The sequence below is a fragment of the Streptomyces sp. NPDC051041 genome, assembly GCF_044456065.1.
Lineage (GTDB): Bacteria > Actinomycetota > Actinomycetes > Streptomycetales > Streptomycetaceae > Streptomyces > Streptomyces glaucus.
The window spans coordinates 378,690-404,341 of record NZ_JBITFM010000001.1; the positions used below are offsets into that span (position 1 = coordinate 378,690).

Below are 25,652 nucleotides of genomic sequence, written 5' to 3' on the forward strand. Positions count from 1 at the left end.
CTAGCGTGCACTTGCAACCTTTTTGCAATAAGAGGCCGGAGGGGATCCGCCATGCCCGTCTACACGCTTCCCGAACTGTCGTACGACTACTCCGCGCTCGCTCCCGTGATCAGCCCCGAGATCATCGAGCTGCACCACGACAAGCACCACGCGGCCTATGTGAAGGGCGCCAACGACACGCTGGAGCAGCTCGCCGAGGCGCGGGACAAGGAGCAGTGGGGTGCGGTCAACGGTCTGGAGAAGAACCTGGCCTTCCACCTCTCCGGCCACATCCTGCACTCGATCTACTGGCAGAACATGACCGGCCCGAAGGACGGCGGCGGCGAGCCGCTGGCCGCCGACGGCGTGGGCGGGCTCGCGGACGCCCTCACCGAGTCCTTCGGTTCCTTCGCGCACTTCAAGGCCCAGTTGTCCAAGGCCGCCGCGACCACCCAGGGCTCGGGCTGGGGCGTGCTGGCGTACGAGCCGCTGAGCGGGCGGCTGATCGTCGAACAGGTCTACGACCACCAGGGCAACGTCGGCCAGGGATCGACGCCGATCCTGGTCTTCGACGCCTGGGAGCACGCCTTCTACCTGCAGTACCGCAACCAGAAGGCGGACTTCGTCGAGGCCATGTGGCAGGTGGTCGACTGGCAGGACGTGGCGCGGCGCTACGCGGCCGCGAGGTCCCGCGCCGACGTGCTGCTGCTCGCGCCCTGACGGCGCGCCGCGGAGCGTCCCGCCTCGTGATCGTCTTCTCACCCTTCACGCGGGCGGGCGGAAGGAAGGAAGCCCCTGCGGGGACAGGACTCGCGGGGGCTTCCCCGCGCCCCGGGGCCCGGCGGCCGGTGCCGCGGCGCGGCCTCTTCGCACGGCACGTTGAGCGAGAGCAGGGCGGCGGAGGTGCGCCCGTCCCACCGCACCTCGCTCACCGCCGCGTTGCGCAGCCGCGGGAAGACCCGGCGGTACTCGCTCAGCGGAATGGCCAGCAGCCGGCACAGGACCAGGCGGAACAGGGTGTTGTGGGCGACCACCAGGACCCGCCCGCCGGGGTGGGCGGCGGTGATGCGGCGCAGCGCGGCGGCGCCCCGGTCGGCCGCGGCGCGCGGATCCTCCGCTCCGGGGAAGGGCCGGGCCGCCGGGTCGGCGCGGAAGGCGGCGGCGCGCTCGGGGTCCTCGGCGGCGAACTCGGCGAGCGTACGGCCCTCCACCACGCCGAAGTCGCACTCCCTGAGGTCCGGCTCGCGGTGCGGGGTCAGGCCGAGGGCGCGGCAGGCGGGCTCGGCGGTGGCCACGGCCCGGGACAGCGGGGAGGTCCACACGGCGTCGACGGGGTGGGCGGCGGCCCACCGGCCGAGCGCCTCGGCCTGCGCGCGCCCGGTGTCGGTGAGGGCGACGTCGCTGGACCCGGCGTACCGGTTCTCGGCGTGCCAGACGGTCTGCCCGTGCCGGGCGAGCAACAGGGTGGTGGTCATCGGTCCGCGGTGTCCCGGTCCAGGCGGTGGAGTGCGTGGGCCGCGACCGGATCGGGCAGCCAGCCGCGGGCCCGCAGGGCGTCGACGAGGCGAGCGTACGGCCCGGCGTAACGGGCCGTGCGGGCGGGGCGGGGGCGGACGACGGTGCGGACGCGGACCATGCCGTCGGCCGCGTCGGGGAGCGTGGGCGCGGCGCCGGTGCCGTAGGCGGCCAGCGCCGCCATGCCCAGGGCCGGTTCGGGCTGTTCGGGGATGAGGGCCGGGCGGCCCAGGATGTCGGCGCGGAGCTGGTTCCAGTACGCGCTGCGCACGGCGCCCCCGGTGAAGGCGAGCGGCCCGTCCAGCGGGGCGCCCAGGTGGTGCAGGTAGTCCAGGCAGAGCCGTTCCGCGAGGCCGACGCCCTGGAGCAGCGCCGCCCACAGGTCGGCGTCCCCGGCGGGCTCGCCCAGCAGCAGGGCGGTGGCGTCCGGCGCCCGGAACGGGAACCGCTCCCCCGGCGACACCAGCGGGTAGGCGACCGCGCCGGACGGCTCGTGGGCGGCGGCCCGCGCGTCCATGGCGGCGGGGTCGGCCCCGGGGAAGCGCGCGGTGAGCGCCCCGGCGCCCACGCTGGACGCCCCGCCGGGCAGCCAGCTCCCGTCCGGGGCGCGGTGGTTGTAGACGACGCCGGCGGGGTCGCGGACGGGCTCCGGGGCGGCGCCCTTGAGGACCAGGGTCGTGCCGAGCACCGAGTTCCAGGCCCCGGGCCGCAGGGCTCCGGAGGCGATCTGGGCCGCGCAGCCGTCGGTCATGCCGGCGATCACCGGGGTTCCGGCGGGGATGCCGGTGGCGTCGGCGGCGGCCCGGCAGACCTCGCCGAGGCGGGTGCCGGGGCGGACCACGTCGGGCAGCGCGCCCTCGGGCAGCGGCAGCGCCTCGGGCCAGGCGTCCCGCTCCACGTCGTAGGCGGTCTTGAGGGCGTGGCTGGAGTCGGCCGGCACCGGGCGGCCGACCAGCCGGGCGGTGATCACGTCGGGCTGGTGGGCGACCCGCCCGGGGCCGTACGCCTCGACGAGCCACACCGCCTTCGGCAGCGCCCAGGTGTCCTGCACCGCCGGCCCCGCCGCCCGCACCCGCGCCGCCGCGCCGGCCGCCCGCCCGTCGTCGTACATCAGGGCCGGGCTCACCGGCCGCCCCGCCCCGTCCGTCAGCAGCACCGTCCCGGACGTCCCGCACACCGCGAGCCCGGCGATCCGCACCCCGGTCAGCCCGGCCAGCGCGGCCCGGGACGCCGTGCACACCCCTTCCCACCACCGCCGCGGGTCCTGCTCGTGCCGTCGGCCCGCCCGCCGCCCGTCCAGCGGGGCGGCGCCGCGGCCGAGGACCGCGCCGCCGGCGGTGACGGCCAGCACGCGGACGCCCTGCGTGCCCAGGTCGACGCCCAGCCACGCCTCGCCGTCCTCCGCCATCCGGGCCTCCCGCACGTCACGTCCCGGCCCGCGCACCGCGCGCCGCCCTTCGATAGTGGCCCGGATTTCCCACGCGTGCGAGGGATTGACGCCAAACGTCCGCTGTTCCACGCTCGGTTGGCGAGCCGGCCCGCCGGGCCGCCCCGGCCCGGCCCGCGGCGGGCGCGGTCCGCGGTCCGGGCCCGCCCCCGTCCTCGGCGCCGAGACGAAGGGCTCCCCGCATGACCGATGCCGTACGCGTGGTGGCCGCCGGCGACCACTTCGTCCTGCCGTCGCTGATCACCCGCGCGGTCGGCGACGAGCTGCGCGGGCAGCCGCACGAGGTGCGGGAGCTGACCCTCGGCTGGCCCCTCGAACCCTTCGGCCCGGTGGCCGAGGTGGAGGAGGCCTGCGACGCCGAGGACGAGCTGATCGAGGCGCTGGCCGGCGCCCGGGTGCTGGTCACCCAGATGGGCCCGGTCACCGGGCGGGTCCTGGCGGCCCGCCCCGGCCTGCGTCTGGTCGCGGTCTGCCGGGGCGGGCCGGTCAACGTCAACCTGGACGCGGCCCGGGCCCGTGGCGTGCGGGTGTGCTTCGCGCCCGGCCGCAACGCCGCCGCCACCGCCGAGTTCGCCGTGGGCCTGCTGCTGGCCGCCCTGCGCCGCATCCCCCAGGCCCACGACCTCCTCGCGCGGCGGGGCAGCTGGGAGGGCGCGGCGTACTACACGTACGAGCACGGCGGCCTGGAGCTGGAGGACCTGCCGGTCGGGCTGATCGGCTACGGGGCGGTCGGCAGCCGGGTGGCGCGGGCGCTGTGCGCGTTCGGGGCGCGGGTGATGGTGTACGACCCGTACATCCGCGGCGAGATCCACGGACTGCGGGTCGCCTCCCTGGACGACCTGCTGCGCCGCTCCCGGGTGGTCACCCTGCACGCCCGCCTCACCGCCGCGACCCGCGGCCTGATCGGCGCGCGCGAGCTGGCGCTGCTGCCGCACGGCGCGGTGGTGGTGAACGCGGCGCGCGGCCCGCTGCTCGACGAGGACGCGCTGTGCGACGCGCTGGAGAGCGGGCGGCTGTCGGCGGCGGCGCTGGACACGTACGCGCGGGAGCCGCTGCCGCCGGAGTCGCGGCTGCGGGCGCTCGCCGACCGGGTGGTGCTCACCCCCCACCTGGGGGGTGCTTCGCGCGCGGTGGCGGAGAAGGCGGCGCGGATCGCCGCGGCGGAGGTCGGGCGCTGGGTGCGCGGGGAGCCGCCGGCGCACTGCCTGACCTGACGGGACCCGAGGAGGTCGGCATGTACGTCGGTATCGATGTGGGCACGTCCCTGGTGAAGGCCGCCGCGTTCGACGCCGCGGGCCGGCAGCGGGCCGTGGCGGCCCGCCGGGTGGGTCTGGCGCTGCACGGCGGGGTCGTCGAGCAGGACATGGAGGAGGTGTACGCGGCGGTCGTCGCCGTCCTGGCGGAGCTGACCGCGCGGGTGCCGGAGCCGGTGGAGCTGGCCGGGCTGACCGGGCAGGGCGACGGGGTGTGGCTGGTGGACGCCGAGGGCCGCCCGGTGCGGCCGGCGGCGTCCTGGATGGACGGGCGGGCGCACGCGCTGCTCGGCCGGTGGCTGGCGGACGGCACCTTCGAGACGGTGTTCCGGCGCACCGGCGGTGCCATGTTCCCGGGCTGCCCGGGCCCGCTGCTGGCCTGGCTCGACCGGCACGAGCCGGCCTCCCTGGACGCGGCGGCCGCCGCCGTGTACTGCAAGGACATGGTGTTCCGGCGGCTGACCGGGGCGCCGGCGGCGACGGACGTGTCGGACGCGTCGATGCCGTTCCTCGACCCGCGCACCCGGGCCTACGACGACCGGGTGGTGGAGCTGCTGGGCCTGGCCCACCGCCGCCGGCTGCTCGCCCCGGTCAGCGACCCGATCGCGACGGCCGGGGCGCGCGGCGAGGGCCTGCCGCCCGGCACCCGGATCGCGAACGGCCCGTACGACCTGCCGGCCTGCGCGCTCGGCGCCGGGGTGACGGAGCCGGGCGACGGCCTGCTGATCGTCGGCACCTGTCTGGCCGCCCTGGTCGCCACGGCCGGGCTGGACCTGGACGGTGAACCGGCCGGCCTGCACATCTCCACCGACCGGCCCGGCCACTGGCTGCGCGCCATGCCGGCGATGGTGGGCACGGCGGCCCTGGACTGGGTGCTGGGGACGACGGGCGTGGCCCACGAGGAGGTCGACGGGCTGCTGGCGGGCACCCCGCCGGGCGCGCACGGGGTGCGGGTGCTGCCGTACTTCGCGCCGTCGGGCGAGCGGGCCCCGTTCGTCGAGCCGCGGCTGCGCGCCGAGCTGACCGGTGTCTCGCTGGAGTCGACCAGGGGCGACCTGGTCCGCGCGACCTGCGAGGGCATCGGCTACGCGGCCCGGCACTGCCTGGCCGCGGCGGGCCTGACGGGCGCGCTCGCGGTGTGCGGGGGCGGCACCCGCAGCCCCGCCTGGACGCGGCTGCTCGCCGACGTGCTGGGGCGGCCCCTGAGGGTCGTCGAGGGCGAGGTGGGCGCGCGGGGCGCGGTGCTCGCGGCGGCCGAGCGGTACGGGGTGGCGCTGGACGTGGCCGCGTGGACGGAGCCGACGGCGGTGGTCGAGCCGGACCCGGACCGGGCCGCGTACTACGCCGAGGGCTACGCGGAGCACCTGGCCCGCCTCGGCGCGGCGCGGGAGCGGGCCGCGCGGGCGGGCTCGCCGGCGGCGCCGCGCCCGGTGCCGGGCGCGGGCGCGGCGCCGGCGGCGGTCCTCCGGCCGGGGCGGTCTACAGGTTGCTGAAGTCCGGGCCCTTGGTGCGGGTGCGCTTGATCTCGTAGAAGCCGGGGACCGAGGCCACGGCGAGGGTGCCGTCCCACAGGCGGGCCGCCTCCTCGCCCTTGGGGGCCGGGGTGACGACCGGGCCGAAGAAGGCGATCTCCTCGCCGCCGGGGCCGGGGACGGCGATGACCGGGGTGCCGACCTCCTGGCCGACCTTGTCGATGCCCGCCTTGTGGGAGGCGCGCAGCTGGGCGTCGAACTCGAAGTCCTCCTGGTCGGCGTAGTCGATGAGGTCGGCGGGCAGCCCGGCCTCGTCCAGGGCGGCGGCGATGGCCTCGCGGGTCGCGCCCTCGCCCCGGTTGTGGAAGCGGGTGCCGAGCGCGGTGTAGAGCGGGCCGAGGACCTCGGCGCCGTGCTTCTGCCAGGCCGCGGTCACCACGCGCACCGGCTGCCAGGCCGTGGTGGCGAGCATCTCCCGGTACTCCTCGGGCAGCTCGTCCAGCTTGTCCTCGTTGAGCACGGCCAGGCTCATGATGTGCCAGCGCACCTCGATGTCGCGGACCTTCTCCACCTCCAGGACCCATCGGGACGTCATCCAGGCCCAGGGGCACAGCGGGTCGAACCAGAAGTCGACGGGGGTCCTGCCGGGCGCGGGGGTGGTCTCGGACATGCTTCTCCTAGGGACGCACGGGTCTTCGAACGGGCAACACCGATCGTCGCCCGGCGCATTCCCGCTGCTGCCGCTGGGGGGCGCATGGCAGGATCGGTGCTGTTCAGCCCTTCTACGGCAGCTGTTCAGCCCTGTCCACGACCTACGAGGGAGTGCCGCCCGTGCCCGGTGAGAACCTGACCCGCGACGAAGCCCGGGAGCGGGCCGCCCTGCTGTCCGTCGACGGGTACGAGGTGTCCCTCGACGTGCGCTCCGCGGTCGGCGGCGAGGGGGACGGGCCGCTCACCTTCCGCTCGGTGACCACGATCCGCTTCCGCTGCGCCGAGCCCGGCGCGTCGAGCTTCGCCGACCTGATCGCGCCGAGCGTGACCTCCCTCACCCTCAACGGGCGGGACCTGGACCCCGGCCAGGTCTTCGACGGCTCCCGGATCCTGCTGGAGGACCTCGCCGCCGACAACGAGCTGACCGTCGACGCCCAGTGCGCCTACTCCCGCACCGGCGAGGGCCTGCACCGCTTCGTCGATCCCGAGGACGGCGAGGTGTACCTGTACACCCAGTACGAGCCGGCCGACGCCCGGCGCGTCTTCGCGAACTTCGAGCAGCCCGACCTGAAGGCCCCGTTCCGCTTCGAGGTGCGGGCGCCGGAGGGGTGGACGGTGTGGAGCAACGGGGCGGGGGAACGCGCCGACGGGGTGTGGCGGTTCGCGGAGACCAAGCCGATCTCGACGTACATCACCTGCGTGGTGGCCGGCCCGTACCACTACGTCACGGACACCTACACGCGCGCCCTCGACGACGGGACGACGCTGCGGATCCCCCTCGGCGCGATGTGCCGCAAGGGGCTGGCCCCGCACTTCGACGCCGACGACGTGTTCCGGGTGACCAAGCAGGGCCTGGACTTCTTCCACGACCACTTCGACTACCCGTACCCGTTCGGGAAGTACGACCAGGCGTTCGTGCCCGAGTACAACCTGGGCGCGATGGAGAACCCGGGACTGGTGACCTTCCGGGAGGAGTACATCTTCCGCGGGAAGGTGACCCGGGCGTCGTACGAGGGCCGCGCCACCGTGATCCTGCACGAGATGGCCCACATGTGGTTCGGCGACCTGGTCACCATGGAGTGGTGGGACGACCTGTGGCTGAAGGAGTCCTTCGCCGACTTCATGGGCACCTTCTCGCTGGTCGGCGCGACCCGCTTCACCGACGGCTGGATCACCTTCGCCAACCGCCGCAAGGCGTGGGCCTACCGGGCCGACCAGCTGCCGTCCACCCACCCGATCACCGCGGACATCCGCGACCTGCAGGACGCCAAGCTGAACTTCGACGGCATCACCTACGCCAAGGGCGCCTCCGTCCTGAAGCAGCTGGTGGCCTACGTCGGCCGGGACGCGTTCCTGGAGGGCGCCCGGCGCTACTTCAAGCGGCACGCCTACGGCAACACCCGCCTCGGCGACCTGCTGTCGGTGCTGGAGGAGACCAGCGGGCGGGACGTGCGGGCCTGGGCGCGTTCCTGGCTCCAGACGGCCGGAGTCAACTCGCTCACCCCGCAGGTGCTGCTGGACGCCGAGGGCCGGGTCGAGGAGCTGGCGGTGGTGCAGGAGGCCCCCGAGTCGCACCCCGAGCTGCGTCCGCACCGGGTGGCGGTGGGCCTGTACCGGCGGGGTGACACGGGCGCGCTGGAGCGGTACGCGCGGGCCGAGGCGGACGTCGAGGGGCCGCGCACGGTGGTGGCGGAGCTGGCCGGCGCCGAGGCGCCGGAGCTGGTGCTGGTCAACGACGACGACCTGACGTACTGCAAGACCCGCCTCGACGCGACCTCGCTGGAGACGCTGCGGGCGGCGCTGGGCGACCTCACCGACCCCCTCGCCCGCGCCCTGTGCTGGTCCGCGCTGTGGAACATGACCCGGGACGCGCTGCTGCCGGCCCGGGACTTCGTGGACCTGGTGCTGCGGTTCGCGGGGCGCGAGTCCGACATCGGCGTCCTGCAGATGCTGCACGCCTGGGCGGACTCGGCGCTCGTGCACTACGCGGCGCCCGAGTGGCGCGAGACCGGCGGGCGGTTGCTGGCCGAGGGCGCGCTGCGCGAGCTGCGGGCCGCCGCCCCGGGCAGCGAGCAGCAGCTCGCCTGGGCCCGCTTCGTCGCGGCGACGGCCTCCGGCGAGGCGGAGCTGCGGCTGCTGCGGGGGCTGCTGGACGGCACGGAGAAGATCGACGGGCTGGAGGTGGACCAGGAGCTGCGCTGGGCGTTCCTGGAGCCGCTCGCCGCGCACGGCGCCGCCGACGAGGCCGTGCTCGCCGCCGAGCTCGCCCGCGACGACACCGCGTCCGGCAAGCGCCACCAGGTCCGCTGCCTGGCCGCCCGCCCGTCGGCGGCGGTGAAGGCGCAGGCCTGGGCGCAGGTGGTGGAGTCGGACGCGCTGTCCAACGCCCTGGTCGGCGCGACGATCGCGGGCTTCGCCCAGCCCTCGCAGCGGGAGCTGCTGGCGCCGTACGCGCGGAAGTACTTCGCGGCGATCGAGCGGGTGTGGAACGAGCGGTCGATCCAGATCGGGATGGACGTGGTCCAGGGCCTGTTCCCCTCGCTCCAGGCCTCCCGGGAGACGCTCGACGCGACGGACGCCTGGCTGTCCGCGCACGAGCAGGCCGCCCCCGCGCTGCGCCGCCTGGTGCTGGAGGCGCGGGACGACCTGGCCCGGGCGCTGCGCGCACAGGCGTGCGACGCGGCGGCGCGGTCCCGCTGACCCGCGGACGCTCCGGCCCGCGCCCCAGCGGTCCGCGATCGTTACGGAATCCGGGCAGAACGAGCCGTAACCCCTGGTCCACCCCGCGACGGACCAGGGGTTTCCGGCATTCGGACACCCGTTCCTCCGGGTGGCCCTGTCCGTATTCGTCGACGGGCTCGTAACAGCGGTTACCGGACGGATCGGGCGCGGGAAACCCCGAGGCATGAACCACGACACCCCGCTCTCTCCCCGCCCCCTGCGCCCGCTGTCCGACGACCCGCGTCGCGTCATGACGCTCGCCCGGCTGCGGGCGCACGGTGTGCCGGCCGCCGAGGCGAACGCGCGGTGCCGCCCCGGCGGCCCCTGGCAGCTGCTCCTGCCGGGCGTCGTCCTGCTCCACCCCGGCCCGCCGACCGGCGAGGAGCGGCTGCACGCGGTGCTGCTGTACGCGGCACGGGACCGGACCGCCGCGGTGCCCGCCCAGCCCGGCGCGGACGAGGCGGCGTCCGCCCGGCCGGAGGCGGTGATCACCGGCCTGGCCGCGCTGGCCCTGCACGGCTTCGCCGCCGCTCCCCCGCTGCCGTCGCTGGACGCCGTCGACGTCCTGGTGCCCCCCGTGCGCCGGCTGCGCTCGACGGGCTGCGCGCGGATCGCGCGCACGGCCGACCTGCCCGTCCCCGAGCAGATCTCGGGCCTGCCGGTGGCACCGGTCCCGCGGGCCCTGGCCGACGCGGTGGCGGGGCTCCAGGACGCGGACACGGCGCGCCGGCTGCTGGCGGAGGCGGTGCGCGGCGGGCACTGCGAACCGGCGGCCGTGGTCCGGGAGCTGAACCGGGCGCGGCTGCTGAGCCGGCCGCACGTGGTGGACGCGGTGGACTCCCTGCTGGCCGAGGGCCGGGCGCTCGCGGAGGACCGCCTGTACCGGATGGTGCGCGAGTACGGCCTGCCGGACCCGGTGTGGAACGTCGACCTGCGCCTGCCCGACGGCCCGCACCTCGGCGGTCTGGACGCCTACTGGCCGCGGCAGGCGGTGGCGGTGGACCTCGACACGCGCCCGCACCGGCAGGAGGGCGACGCGCTGTGGTCGGAGCACACGCGCAAGCGCGAGCGTCTGGAGCGGCTGGGGATCACGGTCGTCCACGTCACGCCGCGCAAGCTCCGGGACTCCCTGGAGCAGCAGGCCGTGGTGGTCCGTACGGCGCTGATGGCGTCGGGCGACCGGGAGCCGGCCGCGTACGTCGTGGTGCTGCCCCGGTAGCGCCGGGCCGGCCTCGGGAGGGGGGAGGCGGGGCCGCCGGGTCGTCCGGCGGCCCCGCCTGGGCACGACCGGGTGGTCAGCCCTTCCTCAGGACCAGCTCGGTGTTGCGGTCGCCCGGGTCGCCGGCCAGGTCGGTGCGTGCCCCGGGGGCGTTCAGGGACAGCTCGCGGTAGAGGGCCGCGAGGCCGGTCTGGGAGAGGTCGGAGAAGTCCGTGCGGTGCGGGGCCGAGGACTCCACGAGCGTGGTGAACACCGACAGGGTGCCGTCCTTGTTGTCGGTCAGCTCGATGACGCGGGCGAGCTGCGGGTGGTCGACGTGGGAGGCGGTGGAGATCTCCCAGAAGGAGCGGCCGTCGGGGCGGGCGTGCGGGGTGATGGCGTTGCGGTGGATGTGGCCGTTCACCCAGGCGAGCACGTTGCGGTGGCTGCCGAGGACGTTCAGCACGTCCCGCCCGGTGCGGCGGGCCTCGTCCGGGCGGGCCGGGTCGGGGCGGGTGTTGGTCATCGTCTTGCTGGTGTGGTGGCTGAAGACGACGGCGTGGGCGTCCTCGTTCTGCCGCAGGGTGCGGTCCAGCCAGCGCAGCTGGGCGTCGCCGACGGAGCCGTTGTAGTGGCCGCCGGGGTCGGTGGTGTCCAGGCTGATGCCGATCACGTCGTCGGCGATGCGGAAGGCGTAGTACTGGGTGCCCGCGTCGACGTTGGCGGTGGAGTAGCCGTGGCCGACCGGGCCGGGGCCGGTGTACGCGGGGTCGAGGTGGGCCTCCAGGTACTCGGCGGGGGTGAAGGGGGCGCGCCGCTCGTCCGGGGTGACGCCGCGCATGGCGCGGGCGTGGGCCTCGAGGAAGTCGCGGTAGAGGGCGCCCTTGGGGTCCCGGTCGTTCTTGAGGGCGTCCTGGAGCCTCTTCGCCTCGGCGGCGGACAGGCTCATCAGCTTCCGGCCGCCGACGGCGAGCTCGGCGAGGCGGGAGTCGCCGTGCGAGGCGTAGCAGCCCAGCGGCATGGCGTCGTGGTTGCCGACGGTGGAGTACCAGGGCAGGTTGAGGCCGGGGCTGCGCACCTCGCGGATCGCGGCGTCGAGGAAGCCGTCGAGCCGCGGGAAGCCGAGCTGCTTGTCGGCGTCGCGGACGGCCGCGCCGGGCTGCCAGTACAGCTTCAGGCCGCTGTTCTGCACGCCCTCGTAGTGCCGCGGGTCGCCGGTGTTGGGGGTGATCCGGCCGCCGCTCATGACCGTCAGGAACCACTCCAGCTCGGAGCGCGCGTTGTTGTCCGTGTTGTCGCCGGTGGTCATGGCGAAGTGCAGCGGGGCGCCGGTGACGGGGGCGCCCCGCAGCGCGTTGATCCGCTCCACCAGCGCGATCGCGCCGTGCACGGTCAGCGCCTCCTGCGGCCGCCAGGCGTGCACGTCGGTGGAGCGCAGGTACTCCAGCCGCAGCGGGTGCTGGACGTCGATCAGGTGCAGGTCGGTGAGCTGGACGAACGCGGCGAGCGCGGTACGGCGGTCGGCGCGGCCGGCGCGGGGCGCCGCCAGGTCGTCGCGCACCACGCGCGGCCAGCCGGCGCCGGTGCCGAGCCGGCGGTAGCCGGTGCGCCCGCGCGGGGTGGCGACGGCGGCGAGGGTGGTGCCCTTGGTGTACGGGGCGAGCGGCGCGGCCGGCGCCAGGCGGGAGGAGGCGATCGCGGCCTCGCCGGAGCCGGCCCCGGCCGCCGCGGCGGCGCCGGTGGCGGCCCGGCTGTCGCTGGGGCGCAGCGCGTAGCCGGCTCCCGCGGAGAGGGCGACCGCACCGGTGGCGGCGAGGACGGATCGGCGGTGGACCCCGAGAGCGGAGCCGGCGGCGGAACGTGTGCGCGACATGCGCTTCTCTCCCCGAGTGCGGACGCGTCGGCAGTGGTCGCGGGGGCTCGCTGCCGCGAGCGACCCGCTCGCACTGGATCGTTGGCACCAGGGGTGACCCGTGCGTGAACGCGGCGGCAACGCGCAGCGCCGATCACCGTACGTGGATCTTGGGCCGCCCCGCGCGTTCCGGGACGCTCGCCGGTCCGCCCGGGAGCGGTCACGCCGTGTTCATCTTTCCGGGTAGGGGGGCCGGTCCCCGCCGGGTTCCGTCCGGGGGCGCCCGGCCCCGCCGCCGGCCCGCCCGGGCGCCGGGCGCTCGCGCCACAGCCGCAGGCCGGTGTCGACGAGCGGGACCCGGGCGAGGGCGGGCACCTCGTCCAGGGGGTGCCAGGCGGCCATGTCGGTGGATCCGCCGATCTCGTGGCGGAGTTCCCCGCCGGTGACCCGGACCTCGTACAGGAGGCGCACGCCGTGGTGGTCGACGGCCCGGCCGAAGCGGCGGGGCAGGAGGCGGCGGGAGGAGTCCACGCCGAGCAGGGCGGTGACCTCGACGCGGTACCCGGTCTCCTCCGCCACCTCGCGCACCACGGTGTCGTACGGATCCTCGCCGTGCTCCGTCCCGCCGCCCGGCAGGACCCACTCCGGTGTGCCGTCGTCGGCCGGGGAGCGGGCGAGCAGCAGCTGTCCTCCGCGGACGCACAGGGCGTAGGCCGCCACCCTCAACTTCCTTCGCACGCGGGGACGTTACCCCGCGGGATCGGGATTGGCAGGCGAGTATTCGGGCGCGGACCAGCGCAGCGGCACCGCCGACGGGGTCTCGACGGCCTCCGTCACCGTGAAGCGGACCCGGCGCTCCCCGCCGGGGGCGAACTCCGTGCGGGCCTCGCCGGTGAGCTGGAGGACGGCGCCCGTCGTCCAGTCCAGGAAGAGCAGGCCGGCGCGCGGGTCGGCCGCGAGGTTGCCGAGGGTGAGGAACATGGCGTTGCCCGGGTAGTCCCGCCAGCTCAGCTCGCGGGGCGAGGCGGCGCGGACGAAACCGGGGTTGCCGCCGCGATGGCTGACGTCGGCGCCGCGGCCGTGGACCGTGGCCACGAAGAAGGTGTCGGCCGCTTCGACGAACTCCCGCTGGGCGGGGGTCAGTTCCCCGGTCCGGCGCCGCGGTCCGGGGGTGCGGGCGACCGTCTCGTACGACCGCCGCCGCTGGAGGTGCTTGGGGCAGTTGGAGAACACCTGGCCGGCCTCGACGGTGAAGCCGCGGGCGGTGGGCCGCAGCCGGCCGTTGAGGCGCATCCGGCGCCGGGTGCGCGGGTCGAGGGCGAGGGTGCCGACGTGGGTCCCCTCGGTGGCCAGGGCCGCCGCGAGGGGATCGGCGGGCTCCACGCCCGCGGCGACCGACAGCCGCCGCGGGCCCGTGGCGCGGGCGAAGCCGGGGGCGCCGGTGAGCGGGGAGGCCCACACCCGGCCCGTGGCCGGGTCGGCGGCGCCGAGCACCAGCAGCGGCTGGAGCTCCAGGAAGGCGGCGGCGACGGGCCTGATGGCCTGTCCGATCGAGCGGCCCACGTGATCGGCGAGATCGCGGACGCCGACGCGGTCCTGCACCGCGCGCGAGCCGGCGTGGTAGACGCCCATCTCTAGAAGAACCCGCAGGCCGGGGCGGTCCGGCTCGGCGCCGGGGCGCCCTCGGCGCCGCTCGGCACGGAGATCTCCAACCGGGTGCCGTCCGGGTCGTGGAAGAAGATCCCGCCGGAGGCCGCGCCCTCGTGGTGGGCGACCACGCCCTCGTACGCGAAGTCCGCGCCCCACGCGCGCAGCGCCCGCTCGTACTCCTCGACCCGCTCGACGGAGTCCGCCTCGAGGGCGAGGTGGTGCAGTCCGGCCCGCCCGCCGTCGTACGGCCGTTCCGCCTGCTGCCAGAGCGTGAGGACCAGGCTCTCGCCGTCACCGAGGAAGGCGTACCGCCTGCCCTCCTCCTCGCCCTCGCCGATCAGGGCGAAGCCGAGGACGTCCCGGTAGAAGGCGAGCGAGCGGTCGAGGTCGGTGACGTTCAGGCCGATGTGGCCGGTGCGCAAGGTCATGGCTGCCCCTTCGGTCGGTACACCCTGGTCGGTCTAACCGTTGTTCATGACGTTAGAGGTTAGAAACGGACGGCGTCAACCGGTCACGTACGCTTGAGTGGTTAGCACGGAAGGAGCCGTCCATGTCCGCCGCCCGCGACCCGCGTCCGCTCACCGGCGAGCCGCTCGCGCTCGACCTGCTCAACACGCGGTGGGTACAGGAGGGCGCCGTGCAGGACCTGCTCACCGACACCGACGGGCTGGCGGTGTGGCTCGGCGCCAACGGGCTCGACGGCCGGTTCGCCGCCGACGCGGCGACGCTGCGGCATCTGCTCCGGGCGCGGGACGCCCTGCGGGCGGCCGTCGACGGCTCCCCGGCCGAAGGGGCCGCGCGCGTCGACGCCGTGCTCGCGCACGGGCGGATCCGGGCCACCCTCACCGCCGACGGGCCCGGCGAGGTGCCCGAGTTCCGCGATCCCTCATGGGGGCCCGCCTGGCTCGCCGCCCGCGACTACCTCCGGCTGCTGGCCACCGCGCCCGACCGGATCCGCGCCTGCGCCCACGAGTCGTGCGTCCTGCACTTCTTCGACACCTCGCGCAACGGCACCCGGCGCTGGTGCTCCATGGCGGTGTGCGGCAACCGGGCGAAGGCGTCCCGGCACTACGCCCGCACGAAGGACGCCTGAGGGACGGACGGGCGCCGGACGCCACGGACGGGCGCCGGCGGACGGGCGCGCCCGACGGGCGAGCGGGCGGACGCCCGCCGACGCCACGGACGCGCCGCCCCGAGGACGTCACCCGTGGGCGACTTGTCCGCTTCGGGCCTCATCTCCCCCGGCCCCATAGCGGGTTTTCCCCATACATCTATTTCGATTCGGCCAACTATCCCCAAACATTCATCCCTTGCGTAAGGCTGAGCGATCGTCCGGGATCACTTTCTGAACCTTCGCGGCCAGGATTGATCGGACCGGTCGTTCACCGCTCGTTCCTTCCTTTCAAGGGATGCCGATGACCCTCACCTCCCAGCGCGACCCGATACCGGGCGCGAGACGCGTGGCCCGCACCGCCGTGGCCGCGGGCATCGTCGCCGCGCTCTGCGCGGCCGGGCCGATACCCGTGGCCCTCGCCGCCGACGCCCCGGCCGCCGCACCGGCCGACACCGACGTCAAGTCCGCGCACGCCAAGCTCGGCGCCGACGACGCGGACCTGCTCGCCGAGGCCAAGGCCGACGGCGACAAGAACGTCACGCTGATGATCGCCACCGCGCCCGGACAGACCGAACAGGTCGCCGAGCAGCTGGACGCGGTCCGGGGCGGCGCGGTGGGCCGCACCTACGACCGGCTCGGCTACGTCCGCGCCACCGTCCCCACCGCGAAGGCGGACGCGGCCATCGCCTCCGCCGTGAAGCTCTCCTCGGTGCACGGCATCGACCTGCGCGAGGAGATCCCGCTGGACGACCCGAGCGCCGACACCCCGAAGTCGGCCACGGGCTCCGCCGCCTACCCCGCCCCGGGCCGCAGGACCCCGGCCGAGAACCCGTACAACCCGTCCTTCGAGACGGGCGCCGTCGACTTCGTGAAGAAGAACCCGAAGGCGGACGGCCGCGGCGTCACCATCGGCATCCTCGACTCGGGCGTGGACCTCGGCCACCCGGCGCTGCAGAAGACCACCACCGGCGAGCGCAAGATCGTCGACTGGGTGACGGCGACCGACCCGATCGTCGACGGCGACCGCACCTGGCGGCCGATGGTCACCTCCGTCTCCGGGCCCGCCTTCACCTACGGCGGGAAGACCTGGACGGCGCCGGCGGGCTCGTACCAGATCAGCACCTTCCTGGAGTCGTACACCACCGGCGGCGACGCCGCCGGCGACGCCAACCGCGACGGCGACACCACCGACTCCTGGGGCGTCCTCTACGACGCGGCGGCCGGCACGGTCCGCGTCGACCTGAACAACAACTTCGACTTCGGTGACGACACCCCGATGAAGCCGTACAAGGACGGCTTCCAGATCGGGTACTTCGGCACCGACGACCCGGCCACCGACGTCGCCGAGCGCCAGCCGTTCGTCGTGCAGATCCGCGAGGACGTGCCGATGGACCCCTACGGCGGCGACTGGGTCGGCCGGACGGCCGACTTCGTCAACATCGGCGTCATCGAGTCCGAGCACGGCACGCACGTCGCCGGCATCACCGCCGCCAACGGCCTGTTCGGCGGGAAGATGAACGGCGCCGCCCCGGGCGCGAAGCTGGTCTCCTCCCGCGCCTGCACCTGGACCGGCGGCTGCACCAACGTCGCGCTCACCGAGGGCATGATCGACCTCGTCGTCAACCGCGGCGTCGACATCGTCAACATGTCGATCGGCGGCCTGCCGACGCTGAACGACGGCAACAACGCGCGCGCCGAGCTGTACACGCGGCTCATCGACACCTACGGCGTCCAGCTGGTGATCTCCGCGGGCAACTCCGGACCCGGCGCCAACACCATCGGCGACCCGGCCCTCGCCGACAAGGTGATCTCGGTCGGCGCGTCCATCTCCAAGGAGACCTGGGCCGCCAACTACGGCTCGGTCGTGGAGAAGAAGTACGCGATGATGCCGTTCTCCTCGCGCGGTCCGCGCGAGGACGGCGGGTTCGCCCCGACGCTCACCGCGCCCGGCGCCGCCGTCAACACCACCCAGACCTGGCTGCCGGGCGGCCCGGTCGCCGAGGCGGGCTACTCGCTGCCGGCCGGCTACTCGATGCTCCAGGGCACCTCCATGGCCTCCCCGCAGGCGGCCGGCGCCTCCGCGCTGCTGCTGTCCGCCGCGGAGCGCGAGGGCATCGAGCTCACCCCGGCCACCCTGCGCACGGCGCTCACCTCGACCGCCGACCACATCAAGGGCGTGCAGGCGTACGAGGAGGGCGCGGGCCTGATCGACGTCGTCGACGCCTGGGAGGCGATCGAGGACGGCGCCACGGCCCACACCTACACCGTCAAGGCCCCGGTCGACACCGCGCTCGACCAGCGGCTGAGGACCCCGGGCTACGGCACCGGCCTGTACGACCGCGAGGGCGGCCTGAAGGCCGGGCAGAAGAAGACGTACGAGATCACGATCACCCGTACGTCCGGCGCGGACAAGGCGCTCCGGCACGAGCTGCGCCTGGCGAACAACGCGGGCGGCACCTTCCGCATCGTCGGCTCCGACGAGGTGCGGCTGCCGCTGAACCGGCCGGTCACCGTCAAGGTGCAGGCCGCGCCGGGCTCCGCGGGCCTGAAGAGCGCCATCCTGGAGGTCGACGACCCGCGCACCGAGGGGACCGACAAGCAGATCCTGAACACGGTCGTGGTCGCGGCGCCGCTGGAGCACACCTTCTCCGCGTCGGGCTCGGTGCAGCGCAACAGCGTCCGGTCGTACTTCGTCACCGTGCCCGAGGGCGCGAAGACGCTGGAGGTGGCGATCGGCGGGCTGAAGGACAGGAGCCAGACCCGGTTCGTCGCCCTGCACCCCTACGGCGTCCCGGTCGACAACACCTCCACGCCGTACTGCTACAACAACTACCTCGACGGCAACGGCTGCCGGCCCGACGTGCGCGCCTACGCCGACCCGCAGCCCGGCGTCTGGGAGATCGAGGTCGAGTCGCGCCGCACCTCGCCGCTGCTCGACAACCCCTACCGGCTGGACGTCGCCGTCCTCGGCGCGGACTTCGACCCGGAGACCGTGACCGTCCCCGAGGCGAAGGCCGGCACGCCGGTCGCCGCCTCCTGGAAGGTGACGAACCGCTTCGCGGCCCTGGACGGCAAGCTGGCCGGCGGCCCGCTCGGCTCCGCGAAGAACACCCGTCCCACCATCGCCCACGGCGCCACGCAGACCACCACGATCGAGGTGCCCGAGGGCGCGACCTCGCTGGACGTCGCCATCGGCGGCGTCTCGGACGCGGCGGCCGACCTGGACCTGGCCGTGTACGACGCGGACGGCGACGAGGTCGGCAGCTCGGCCGACGGCGACTCGGAGGAGTCGGTCTCCGTGCCCGACCCGGCCGCCGGGACGTACACCGTCGAGGTCGTCGGCTACTCGGTGCCGTCCGGCTCCACCGCCTACGACTACCGGGACCTGTTCTACGCCGCCTCGCTCGGCACGGTCACGGTCGACGAGTCGGCGCCGGTGAAGCTCGGCACGGGCGGGTCGGCGTCGGTCTCCGGCAGCGTCACGGCGCTGGCCGCCGCGCCGGAGGGCCGGGAGTTCTTCGGCCAGGTGCGGCTGGTGAACGCGCGCGGCACGGTCGCGGGCACCGGCAGCGTGCTGATCGAGAAGGTCGTCCCGTAGTCCGGCACGGCACCGAAGGGGCGGGCGTCGGCGGACGCCCGCCCCTTTCTCATGCGCGCGTCGGAGCGCGGGACCCGGGCGAGGCGTACGTCACACCGGCGTGCGCGCCGGGGCGGGGCAGCACAGCTTGCGGCGCAGGGCCCGGTTCGGGCCAATTCCTGTGGTTCGGACCGGGTTGCGGCCGAAGGACCGCGGGCGGTGTCCGGGCCGGCGCGTCCCGCTCCCCGGACGGCGGGGGCAAAGAATTGGACAGGCGGGCCGGGGTGGGCCGCATGATGGAAGGGCCTCGGCCGAGCAACACGCACGTGAACGCACGCAGCCAAAGACGTAGAGGGAGTCGCCGTGAGGGTCGGAATCGTCGGAGCCACCGGTCAGGTCGGCACGGTCATGCGCAGGATCCTCACCGAGCGCGCCTTCCCGGTCGAGGAGCTGCGGCTGTTCGCCTCGGCCCGTTCCGCCGGCCGGGACCTGGACGGCGTGACGGTGGAGGACGCGGCGACCGCCGACTACACCGGCCTGGACATCGTGCTGTTCTCCGCGGGCGGCGCCACCTCCAGGGCGCTGGCCGAGAAGGTCGCCGCGCAGGGCGCGGTCGTGATCGACAACTCCTCGGCCTGGCGCCGCGACCCGGACGTGCCGCTGGTGGTCTCCGAGGTGAACCCGCACGCGATCGCGAACCGCCCCAAGGGCATCATCGCCAACCCGAACTGCACGACGATGGCGGCGATGCCCGTCCTGAAGCCGCTGCACGCGGAGGCGGGCCTGCAAGCCCTGGTCGTCGCCACCTACCAGGCGGTGTCCGGCTCGGGCCTCGCGGGCGTCGCCGAGCTGCACGGCCAGGTGCAGAAGGTGGTCGCCGACGCCGACCGGCTCACCCACGACGGCGAGGCCGTCGACTTCCCCGAGCCCGGCGTCTACAAGCGCCCCATCGCCTTCAACGTGCTGCCCTTCGCGGGCAACCTCGTCGACGACGGCCTGAACGAGACCGACGAGGAGCAGAAGCTGCGCCACGAGTCCCGCAAGATCCTGGAGATCCCCGAGCTGAAGGTGTCGGGCACCTGCGTGCGCGTCCCGGTCTTCTCCGGCCACTCCCTCCAGGTCAACGCCCGCTTCGCCCGGCCGATCAGCCCCGAGCGCGCGACCGAGCTGCTCGACGGCGCCCCCGGCGTCGTCCTCACCGACATCCCCACCCCGCTCCAGGCCGCCGGCAAGGACCCGTCCTACGTGGGCCGCATCCGCCGCGACGAGACGGTGGACAACGGCCTGGCGCTGTTCGTCTCCAACGACAACCTCCGCAAGGGCGCGGCGCTGAACGCGGTGCAGATCGCGGAGCTGGTGGCGCAGGAGCTCACCGCGAAGTGACCTGACCGGCACCCGTCCCCGGGGCGGCCGTCCGCGTGCGCGGGCGGCCGCCCCGGCGTCCGTGCGGGCGCCCGGGGTCAGTCCCGCCGTACCTCGTACAGGAAGCAGCCGTACTCCACGGCCCGGACGTGCACCAGCGCCACCCGGGGGTCGGCGAAGGCCTGCGCGAGGGCGGCCGGGAAGTCCTCCGGCCGCTCGGCCAGCCGGCCGCCCAGGATGCGGCCGTCGGCACCGTAGCGCCGCAGGACGCGGTGGCTGCTGGTGAAGGGGAGGTCCGCGCCGTCCGGTCCCGCGCACCGCTCCGCGTGGACGAAGACCGGCCCCTGCTCGTCGTACGGGCCGGGGTCGGCGCCCGTCTCCGCCGCCCAGCGGCGCAGGGGGGCGTAGGAGACCAGGGCGATGCGCTCGCCCGGTTCGCTGCGGCGCAGGCAGCAGCGCAGCGGGGCGCCGCCCTCGTCGTCGGTGACCGGGACCGGCGGGCGGCCCGCGTCGTCCAGGTCGCGCAGTTCCTCCAGCACGGCCGGCGGGATCGGGCGTGCGGTGCGGGGTGTCGCTGAGTCCGTCATGGCTTCAGACTCGCGCTCACCTGGTCGTGTCACCGGCGGGATCCGGACATCGCGTCGGCGCAGGTCCCGTGGAAGGATGACGCGACCGACACATGACGAGGAGATGACCGCGTGCCTGGCACAAACCTGACTCGCGAAGAGGCGCAGCAGCGGGCGAAGCTGCTCACCGTTGACTCGTACGAGATCGATCTCGACCTCTCCGGCGCGCAGGGTGGGGGCACCGCCCGCTCGGACGAAGCCGGGAGCGGCACCTTCCGGTCCGTGACCACCGTGCGCTTCGACGTCGCCGAGGACGGCGCCGAGTCCTTCATCGACCTGGTGGCCCCGGCCGTGCACGAGGTGACCCTCAACGGGGACTCCCTCGACCCCGCCGAGGTCTTCAAGGACTCCCGGATCGCCCTGCCCGGCCTGCTCCGGGGCCGCAACGTCCTCCGGGTGGTCGCCGACTGCGCCTACACCAACACCGGTGAGGGCCTGCACCGGTTCGTCGACCCGGTCGACGACCAGGTGTACCTCTACACCCAGTTCGAGGTGCCGGACGCCCGCCGGGTCTTCGCGAGCTTCGAGCAGCCGGACCTGAAGGCGACCTTCCAGTTCACCGTGCGGGCGCCCGAGGGCTGGACCGTCATCTCCAACTCGCCCACCCCCGAACCCCGGGACAACGTCTGGGTCTTCGCGCCGACGCCGCGCATCTCGACGTACGTCACGGCGCTGATCGTCGGCCCGTACCACAGCGTGCACAGCGTGTACGAGAAGGACGGCCGGTCCGTCCCGCTCGGCATCTACTGCCGGCCCTCGCTCGCCGAGCACCTCGACTCGGACGCGATCTTCGAGGTGACCCGGCAGGGCTTCGACTGGTTCCAGGAGAAGTTCGACTACCCGTACCCGTTCGAGAAGTACGACCAGCTGTTCGTGCCGGAGTTCAACGCGGGCGCGATGGAGAACGCGGGCGCGGTGACCATCCGCGACCAGTACGTGTTCCGGTCGAAGGTCACGGACGCGGCGTACGAGGTGCGGGCCGAGACCATCCTGCACGAGCTGGCCCACATGTGGTTCGGCGACCTGGTCACCATGGAGTGGTGGAACGACCTGTGGCTGAACGAGTCGTTCGCCACCTACACCTCCATCGCCTGCCAGGCCGCCGCGCCCGGCTCGAAGTGGCCGCACGCGTGGACCACGTTCGCCAACTCGATGAAGACCTGGGCGTACCGGCAGGACCAGCTGCCCTCCACGCACCCGATCATGGCGGACATCCGCGACCTGGACGACGTGCTGGTCAACTTCGACGGCATCACGTACGCCAAGGGCGCCTCCGTGCTCAAGCAGCTGGTCGCCTACGTCGGCGAGGACGCGTTCTTCCGCGGCGTGCAGGCCTACTTCAAGCGCCACGCGTACGGCAACACGCGCCTGTCCGACCTGCTGGGCGCCCTGGAGGAGACCTCCGGGCGCGACCTGAGGACCTGGTCGGGGAAGTGGCTGGAGACCGCGGGCATCAACGTCCTGCGCCCGCGGATCGAGACCGACGGGGACGGGACCATCACCTCCTTCGCCGTCCGCCAGGAGGCCCCGGCCCTGCCCGCCGGCGCCAAGGGCGAGCCGACGCTGCGCCCGCACCGCATCGCGATCGGCCTGTACGACCTGGACGGGGCGAGCGGCCGGCTGGTGCGGCGCGAGCGGATCGAGCTGGACGTCGACGGCGAGCTGACCGCCGTGCCGCAGCTGACCGGGCGGCGCCGCCCGGACGTGGTGCTGCTCAACGACGACGACCTGTCGTACGCGAAGGTCCGCCTGGACGAGCGGTCCCTGGCCTTCGTCACCGAGCACCTCGGCGACTTCGAGTCCTCCCTGCCCCGCGCGCTGTGCTGGGCGTCGGCCTGGGACATGACCCGCGACGCCGAGCTGGCCACCCGCGACTACCTCTCGCTGGTCCTGTCGGGCATCGGCAAGGAGTCCGACATCGGTGTCGTGCAGTCGCTGCAGCGCCAGGTGAAGCTGGCGGTCGACCTGTACGCCGACCCCGCCGCCCGCGAGAGCCTGCTCGCCCGCTGGACGGACGCCGCGCTGGACCACCTGCGGACCGCCGAGCCGGGCGGCGACCACCAGCTGGCGTGGGCGCGGGCGTTCGCGGCCACGGCCCGCACGCCGGACCAGCTCCAGCTGCTGGAGGGCCTGCTGGACGGCTCGCAGTCCCTCGAGGGCCTGGCCGTGGACACGGAGCTGCGCTGGGCGTTCGTGCAGCGGCTCGCGGCGGTGGGCCGGTTCGGCGAGGCGGAGATCGCCGCCGAGTACGAGCGGGACCGGACGGCGGCGGGCGAGCGCCACGCGGCCACGGCCCGCGCGGCCCGGCCCACCCCGGAGGCCAAGGCCCGGGCGTGGGCGTCGGTCGTGGAGTCCGACCAGCTGCCCAACGCCGTGCAGGAGGCGGTCATCGCGGGCTTCGTCCAGACCGACCAGCGGGAGCTGCTGGCCCCGTACACCGACCGGTACTTCGAGGTGGTCAAGGACATCTGGGAGTCCCGCTCGCACGAGATGGCCCAGCAGATCGCCGTCGGCCTGTACCCGTCGATCCAGGTCTCCGAGGAGACCCTGGCCAAGACGGACGCCTGGCTGGCCTCGGCCGAGCCGAACGCGGCCCTGCGCCGCCTGGTCTCGGAGTCCCGCGCGGGCGTGGAACGCGCCCTGCGGGCCCAGGCGGCGGACGCGGCGGCCGGGTAGGCGGCCCGTACCGCGGCGGGGGCGGCCGGCGCGGCGCCGGGCGCCCCCGTATCGGGCGCCGGTCCCGGCGCGCCGCGCCGGACGCCCTCGGCGAAGCCCCGCCTGCCGCACCACAAGCGCATCAGGTCGGCGGCGCGGGAGCCGAGGCGGTGGCGGGCGGACGGCCGGCGCCCGCGTGACGGGGCGGACCGGGCGGCGCCGGTGCGTGCCGTCCGGCGGAACGCGGGTTCATCCCCCCACGTGCGCCGCGACCGCCCGCTCGACCGCCGCCGGGCCGGCGGCGTCGGCCGCCCAGGCCACGTAGCCGTCGGGCCGCACCAGCACGGTCGTACGGCGGCCGCTCGCCCAGCGCTCCACGGCCAGCCGGTCCCCGCGGCCGTCGCCGCCCCGGTACGCCTCCGGAGTGATCAGGACGAAGCGGCCGCCGCGCAGGGCCTCGTACAGGCGTTTGCCCGCGAGGGCGACGTCGGGGACGCGGGTGCCGGTGAGGCGGTGGGCGCCGCGGGGAGCGGGATACCGGTAGCCGACGCCGGTGATCCGGGCGACCACCGCGCGGTGGGCCGGGCCGACGTGGTTGAGGACGGTGGTGAGCGCCGCCCGCAGCGCCCGCGTCCAGGGGCGCCCGGCCATGGCGAGGCGGACGATGGCGCCGCTGCTGCGCAGGACGGACCGGCCCACGGGGTGGCGCTCGGCCTGGTAGGTGTCGAGCAGCTCCGGGCGCGCGTGCCCGCGGAGGACGGCCGCCAGCTTCCAGCTCAGGTTCGCCGCGTCCTGCAGTCCGGTGTTCATGCCCTGTCCGCCGGCCGGGGTGTGCACGTGCGCGGCGTCGCCGGCGAGGAAGACCCGGCCCGCGCGGTAGGCGGGCGCCTGCCGCTCGTCGCTGTGGAAGCGGGACGTCCAGCGGGCGTCGTGCATCCCGAAGTCGCGGCCGAGGGCGAGCCGGGCGATCTCCCTGACCTCGTCCAGGTCCACGGGCCGGTCGTCGGGGACGTCGCGCTCGCGGTGCCAGGCGATCACCCGGTGGTAGCCGTCGCCGAAGGGCGCGAGGAAGGCGAAGGCGTCCCCGGCGGCGTCGGCGGTGAGCAGGTCCTCGGGCTCCTCGGCGAGCCGCACGTCCGCGAGGACGACGGACCGGATGACGGACCGGCCGGGGAAGGGCAGCCCGACGGCCCGCCGCACGGTGCTGCGCATGCCGTCGGCGCCGACCGCGTACGCCGCGCGCAGCGTCCCCGGCGCGCCGTCCGGTCCGCGCACCTCGACGGTCACGCCGTCCGCGTCCTGGGTCAGGCCGGTCACCTCGGTCTCGTGGCGGAAGACGGCGCCCGCCTCGACGGCCCGCCGCTCCAGGATCCTCTCCACCTCGTACTGCGGGACGACGAGCAGGTGGCGGAAGCGGGAGGGGAGGCCGGCCAGGTCGACGGTGAGCCGCCCGAAGAGGCGGAGCCGGTCCAGGGGGCGGCCGACGGCCTCCAGCGCGTCGGCGAGGCCGCGGGAGTCGAGCTGTTCGAGGGTGCGGGCGTGCACGACGAAGGCCCGGGAGAGGTTGCTGATCCGGTGCGGGCGCTTTTCGAGGACGGTGACCGGGACGCCGGCGGCGGCGAGGTCACCGGCCAGGAGGAGCCCGGTGGGGCCGGAGCCGACGACGATCACGGAGGACGGGGTGCCGTTCATTGCGGCCTCCTCTTGCCGACGATCATTGGCCAACACTCGTTGGCCAACGCTTGTTGTCCAGCGTAGGAGCGGCCGCGAATGGAGTCAACGGGTGTTGGCCAACTGACGTTGACTTCCGGTCGGCGGGCCAACACTGGTTGGCCCACACGTGTGGGCCTACGCTCGTCGCCATGAACCGCCCCCACACCGGCACCCCCGGCACCAGCGACACCGGCACCCCCGCCCCCCGCCGCCGCTCCGCGGCCACCCGCGACGCGATCCTCGCCGCGGCCCGCGAGCGCTTCGCCGCGGACGGCTACGAGCGGGCCACCATCCGCGCCATCGCCGGGGACGCCGGCATCGACCCGTCGATGGTGATGCGCTACTACGGCAGCAAGGAGGGCCTGTTCGCGGCGGCCGTCGCCGTCGACCTGAAACTGCCCGACCTGGGCGCGCTGCCCCGCGCCGAGGTCGGCCACGCGCTCGTGACGCACTTCCTCACCCTGTGGGAGCAGAACGAGGTGCTCACGGCCCTGCTGCGGGTCGGCGCCGCCGGCGGGGCCGGGGCCGAGCGCATGCAGGGCGTCTTCCGGGACCAGCTGCTGCCGGTGGCCCGGCAGGTGTGCCCGGACCCGGAGCAGGTCCCGGTGCGGGCCGCGCTCGTCGCGGCGCAGCTGCTCGGGGTGGCGCTCACCCGGTACGTCCTGCGCATCCCGCCGGCCGTCGCGCTGGCCCGCGAGGACCTCGTGGCCTGGCTGGCCCCCACGCTCCAGCGCTACCTCACGGCGCCGGGTCCGTGATCCGCCGCCGGAACGCCCCCGAGGACGCGCCGAGGGCGCCGGCCGCGCC

19 protein-coding genes are annotated in these 25,652 nt (G+C 74.9%); 10 read left to right on the forward strand and 9 right to left on the reverse strand.

The window, feature by feature from the left end; genetic code table 11:
* Positions 1-51: 51 nt before the first annotated feature.
* A complete protein-coding gene (locus ACIBAI_RS01685; protein WP_399030409.1) occupies positions 52-699 on the forward strand; it encodes a superoxide dismutase in 648 nt (215 codons plus the stop codon).
* 38 nt (positions 700-737) lie between these two features.
* On the opposite strand, the gene ACIBAI_RS01690 is transcribed toward ACIBAI_RS01685, so the two are convergent.
* Together ACIBAI_RS01690 and ACIBAI_RS01695 are read right to left on the reverse strand one after the other, a co-directional pair.
* Positions 738-1,454, reverse strand: a complete 717-nt coding sequence (locus tag ACIBAI_RS01690) for a histidine phosphatase family protein (protein ID WP_399030410.1) — start codon at positions 1,452-1,454, stop codon at positions 738-740.
* Positions 1,451-2,902, reverse strand: a complete 1,452-nt coding sequence (locus ACIBAI_RS01695; RefSeq protein WP_399030411.1) for an FGGY-family carbohydrate kinase — start codon at positions 2,900-2,902, stop codon at positions 1,451-1,453. Before ACIBAI_RS01695 ends, ACIBAI_RS01690 begins: the two co-directional genes overlap by 4 nt.
* Positions 2,903-3,123: 221 nt before the next feature.
* On the opposite strand from ACIBAI_RS01695, the gene ACIBAI_RS01700 reads away from it, so the two are divergent.
* Entirely contained in the window at positions 3,124-4,155 is a 1,032-nt protein-coding gene (locus tag ACIBAI_RS01700; protein WP_399030412.1) for a 2-hydroxyacid dehydrogenase, read from the forward strand.
* Positions 4,156-4,175: 20 nt separating this feature from the next.
* Positions 4,176-5,687, forward strand: a complete 1,512-nt coding sequence (locus ACIBAI_RS01705) for an FGGY family carbohydrate kinase (protein ID WP_399030413.1) — start codon at positions 4,176-4,178, stop codon at positions 5,685-5,687.
* On the opposite strand, the gene ACIBAI_RS01710 is transcribed toward ACIBAI_RS01705, so the two are convergent.
* On the reverse strand, positions 5,674-6,336 hold the full coding sequence (locus ACIBAI_RS01710; protein ID WP_399030414.1) for a DsbA family protein: 663 nt from the start codon (positions 6,334-6,336) through the stop codon (positions 5,674-5,676). The two genes, ACIBAI_RS01705 and ACIBAI_RS01710, sit on opposite strands and share 14 nt — an antisense overlap.
* 161 nt (positions 6,337-6,497) lie before the next feature.
* Between ACIBAI_RS01710 and pepN (ACIBAI_RS01715) the strand changes: the two genes are divergently transcribed.
* Positions 6,498-9,077, forward strand: a complete 2,580-nt coding sequence (gene pepN / locus ACIBAI_RS01715) for an aminopeptidase N (protein WP_399030415.1) — start codon at positions 6,498-6,500, stop codon at positions 9,075-9,077.
* A 205-nt stretch (positions 9,078-9,282) separates the two neighbouring features.
* On the forward strand, positions 9,283-10,317 hold the full coding sequence (locus ACIBAI_RS01720) for a hypothetical protein (RefSeq protein WP_399030416.1): 1,035 nt from the start codon (positions 9,283-9,285) through the stop codon (positions 10,315-10,317).
* Between the two features lie 76 nt (positions 10,318-10,393).
* Here the strand turns inward: ACIBAI_RS01720 and ACIBAI_RS01725 are convergent, their stop codons facing one another.
* The 4 genes from ACIBAI_RS01725 to ACIBAI_RS01740 all read right to left on the reverse strand — a co-directional run bounded on the left by ACIBAI_RS01725 (position 10,394) and on the right by ACIBAI_RS01740 (position 14,226).
* On the reverse strand, positions 10,394-12,169 hold the full coding sequence (locus ACIBAI_RS01725; RefSeq protein WP_399030417.1) for a TIGR03767 family metallophosphoesterase: 1,776 nt from the start codon (positions 12,167-12,169) through the stop codon (positions 10,394-10,396).
* A gap of 210 nt (positions 12,170-12,379) precedes the next feature.
* The gene (locus ACIBAI_RS01730; RefSeq protein WP_399030418.1) at positions 12,380-12,886 is read right to left on the reverse strand and encodes an NUDIX hydrolase; all 507 of its coding nucleotides are present in this window, start codon (positions 12,884-12,886) and stop codon (positions 12,380-12,382) included.
* 9 nt (positions 12,887-12,895) lie between these two features.
* Positions 12,896-13,780, reverse strand: a complete 885-nt coding sequence (locus tag ACIBAI_RS01735; RefSeq protein WP_399030419.1) for a pyridoxamine 5'-phosphate oxidase family protein — start codon at positions 13,778-13,780, stop codon at positions 12,896-12,898.
* 2 nt (positions 13,781-13,782) lie between these two features.
* The gene (locus tag ACIBAI_RS01740; protein ID WP_399030420.1) at positions 13,783-14,226 is read right to left on the reverse strand and encodes a VOC family protein; all 444 of its coding nucleotides are present in this window, start codon (positions 14,224-14,226) and stop codon (positions 13,783-13,785) included.
* A gap of 122 nt (positions 14,227-14,348) precedes the next feature.
* On the opposite strand from ACIBAI_RS01740, the gene ACIBAI_RS01745 reads away from it, so the two are divergent.
* The 3 genes from ACIBAI_RS01745 (at position 14,349) to ACIBAI_RS01755 (ending at position 19,872) form a co-directional block, all read left to right on the forward strand.
* Positions 14,349-14,891: a CGNR zinc finger domain-containing protein gene (locus tag ACIBAI_RS01745; RefSeq protein ID WP_399030421.1), complete on the forward strand. Its 543-nt coding sequence runs from the start codon at positions 14,349-14,351 to the stop codon at positions 14,889-14,891.
* Positions 14,892-15,213: 322 nt separating this feature from the next.
* Complete coding sequence (locus tag ACIBAI_RS01750) at positions 15,214-18,510, forward strand: S8 family serine peptidase (protein ID WP_399030422.1); 3,297 nt, start codon at positions 15,214-15,216, stop codon at positions 18,508-18,510.
* 342 nt (positions 18,511-18,852) lie between these two features.
* Positions 18,853-19,872, forward strand: a complete 1,020-nt coding sequence (locus ACIBAI_RS01755; RefSeq protein ID WP_399030423.1) for an aspartate-semialdehyde dehydrogenase — start codon at positions 18,853-18,855, stop codon at positions 19,870-19,872.
* A gap of 77 nt (positions 19,873-19,949) precedes the next feature.
* Here ACIBAI_RS01755 and ACIBAI_RS01760 read toward each other — a convergent pair whose 3' ends face one another.
* Positions 19,950-20,438 carry a DUF1203 domain-containing protein gene (locus ACIBAI_RS01760; protein WP_399030424.1) on the reverse strand — a complete coding sequence of 163 codons (489 nt, stop codon included), beginning with the start codon at positions 20,436-20,438 and terminating at the stop codon, positions 19,950-19,952.
* 111 nt (positions 20,439-20,549) lie between these two features.
* Between ACIBAI_RS01760 and pepN (ACIBAI_RS01765) the strand changes: the two genes are divergently transcribed.
* Positions 20,550-23,153, forward strand: coding sequence for an aminopeptidase N (pepN, locus tag ACIBAI_RS01765; protein WP_399030425.1), 2,604 nt, complete (start codon positions 20,550-20,552; stop codon positions 23,151-23,153).
* A gap of 228 nt (positions 23,154-23,381) precedes the next feature.
* Here pepN (ACIBAI_RS01765) and ACIBAI_RS01770 read toward each other — a convergent pair whose 3' ends face one another.
* Complete coding sequence (locus ACIBAI_RS01770; protein ID WP_399030426.1) at positions 23,382-24,824, reverse strand: FAD-dependent monooxygenase; 1,443 nt, start codon at positions 24,822-24,824, stop codon at positions 23,382-23,384.
* A gap of 170 nt (positions 24,825-24,994) precedes the next feature.
* Here ACIBAI_RS01770 and ACIBAI_RS01775 point away from each other — a divergent pair, with 170 nt between their 5' ends.
* Positions 24,995-25,603, forward strand: coding sequence for a TetR family transcriptional regulator (locus tag ACIBAI_RS01775; protein WP_399030427.1), 609 nt, complete (start codon positions 24,995-24,997; stop codon positions 25,601-25,603).
* Positions 25,604-25,652: the final 49 nt, after the last annotated feature.

Coding starts and splice junctions, on each gene's coding strand:
- ACIBAI_RS01710 (WP_399030414.1), bottom strand. CDS start 6,336: ATGTCCGAGACCACCCCCGCGCCCGGCAGGACCCCCGTCGACTTCTGG.
- ACIBAI_RS01695 (WP_399030411.1), bottom strand. CDS start 2,902: ATGGCGGAGGACGGCGAGGCGTGGCTGGGCGTCGACCTGGGCACGCAG.
- ACIBAI_RS01685 (WP_399030409.1), top strand. CDS start 52: ATGCCCGTCTACACGCTTCCCGAACTGTCGTACGACTACTCCGCGCTC.
- ACIBAI_RS01690 (WP_399030410.1), bottom strand. CDS start 1,454: ATGACCACCACCCTGTTGCTCGCCCGGCACGGGCAGACCGTCTGGCAC.
- ACIBAI_RS01775 (WP_399030427.1), top strand. CDS start 24,995: ATGAACCGCCCCCACACCGGCACCCCCGGCACCAGCGACACCGGCACC.
- ACIBAI_RS01700 (WP_399030412.1), top strand. CDS start 3,124: ATGACCGATGCCGTACGCGTGGTGGCCGCCGGCGACCACTTCGTCCTG.
- ACIBAI_RS01750 (WP_399030422.1), top strand. CDS start 15,214: ATGACCCTCACCTCCCAGCGCGACCCGATACCGGGCGCGAGACGCGTG.
- ACIBAI_RS01735 (WP_399030419.1), bottom strand. CDS start 13,780: ATGGGCGTCTACCACGCCGGCTCGCGCGCGGTGCAGGACCGCGTCGGC.
- ACIBAI_RS01770 (WP_399030426.1), bottom strand. CDS start 24,824: ATGAACGGCACCCCGTCCTCCGTGATCGTCGTCGGCTCCGGCCCCACC.
- ACIBAI_RS01705 (WP_399030413.1), top strand. CDS start 4,176: ATGTACGTCGGTATCGATGTGGGCACGTCCCTGGTGAAGGCCGCCGCG.
- ACIBAI_RS01720 (WP_399030416.1), top strand. CDS start 9,283: ATGAACCACGACACCCCGCTCTCTCCCCGCCCCCTGCGCCCGCTGTCC.
- ACIBAI_RS01745 (WP_399030421.1), top strand. CDS start 14,349: ATGTCCGCCGCCCGCGACCCGCGTCCGCTCACCGGCGAGCCGCTCGCG.
- ACIBAI_RS01740 (WP_399030420.1), bottom strand. CDS start 14,226: ATGACCTTGCGCACCGGCCACATCGGCCTGAACGTCACCGACCTCGAC.
- ACIBAI_RS01725 (WP_399030417.1), bottom strand. CDS start 12,169: ATGTCGCGCACACGTTCCGCCGCCGGCTCCGCTCTCGGGGTCCACCGC.
- ACIBAI_RS01760 (WP_399030424.1), bottom strand. CDS start 20,438: ATGACGGACTCAGCGACACCCCGCACCGCACGCCCGATCCCGCCGGCC.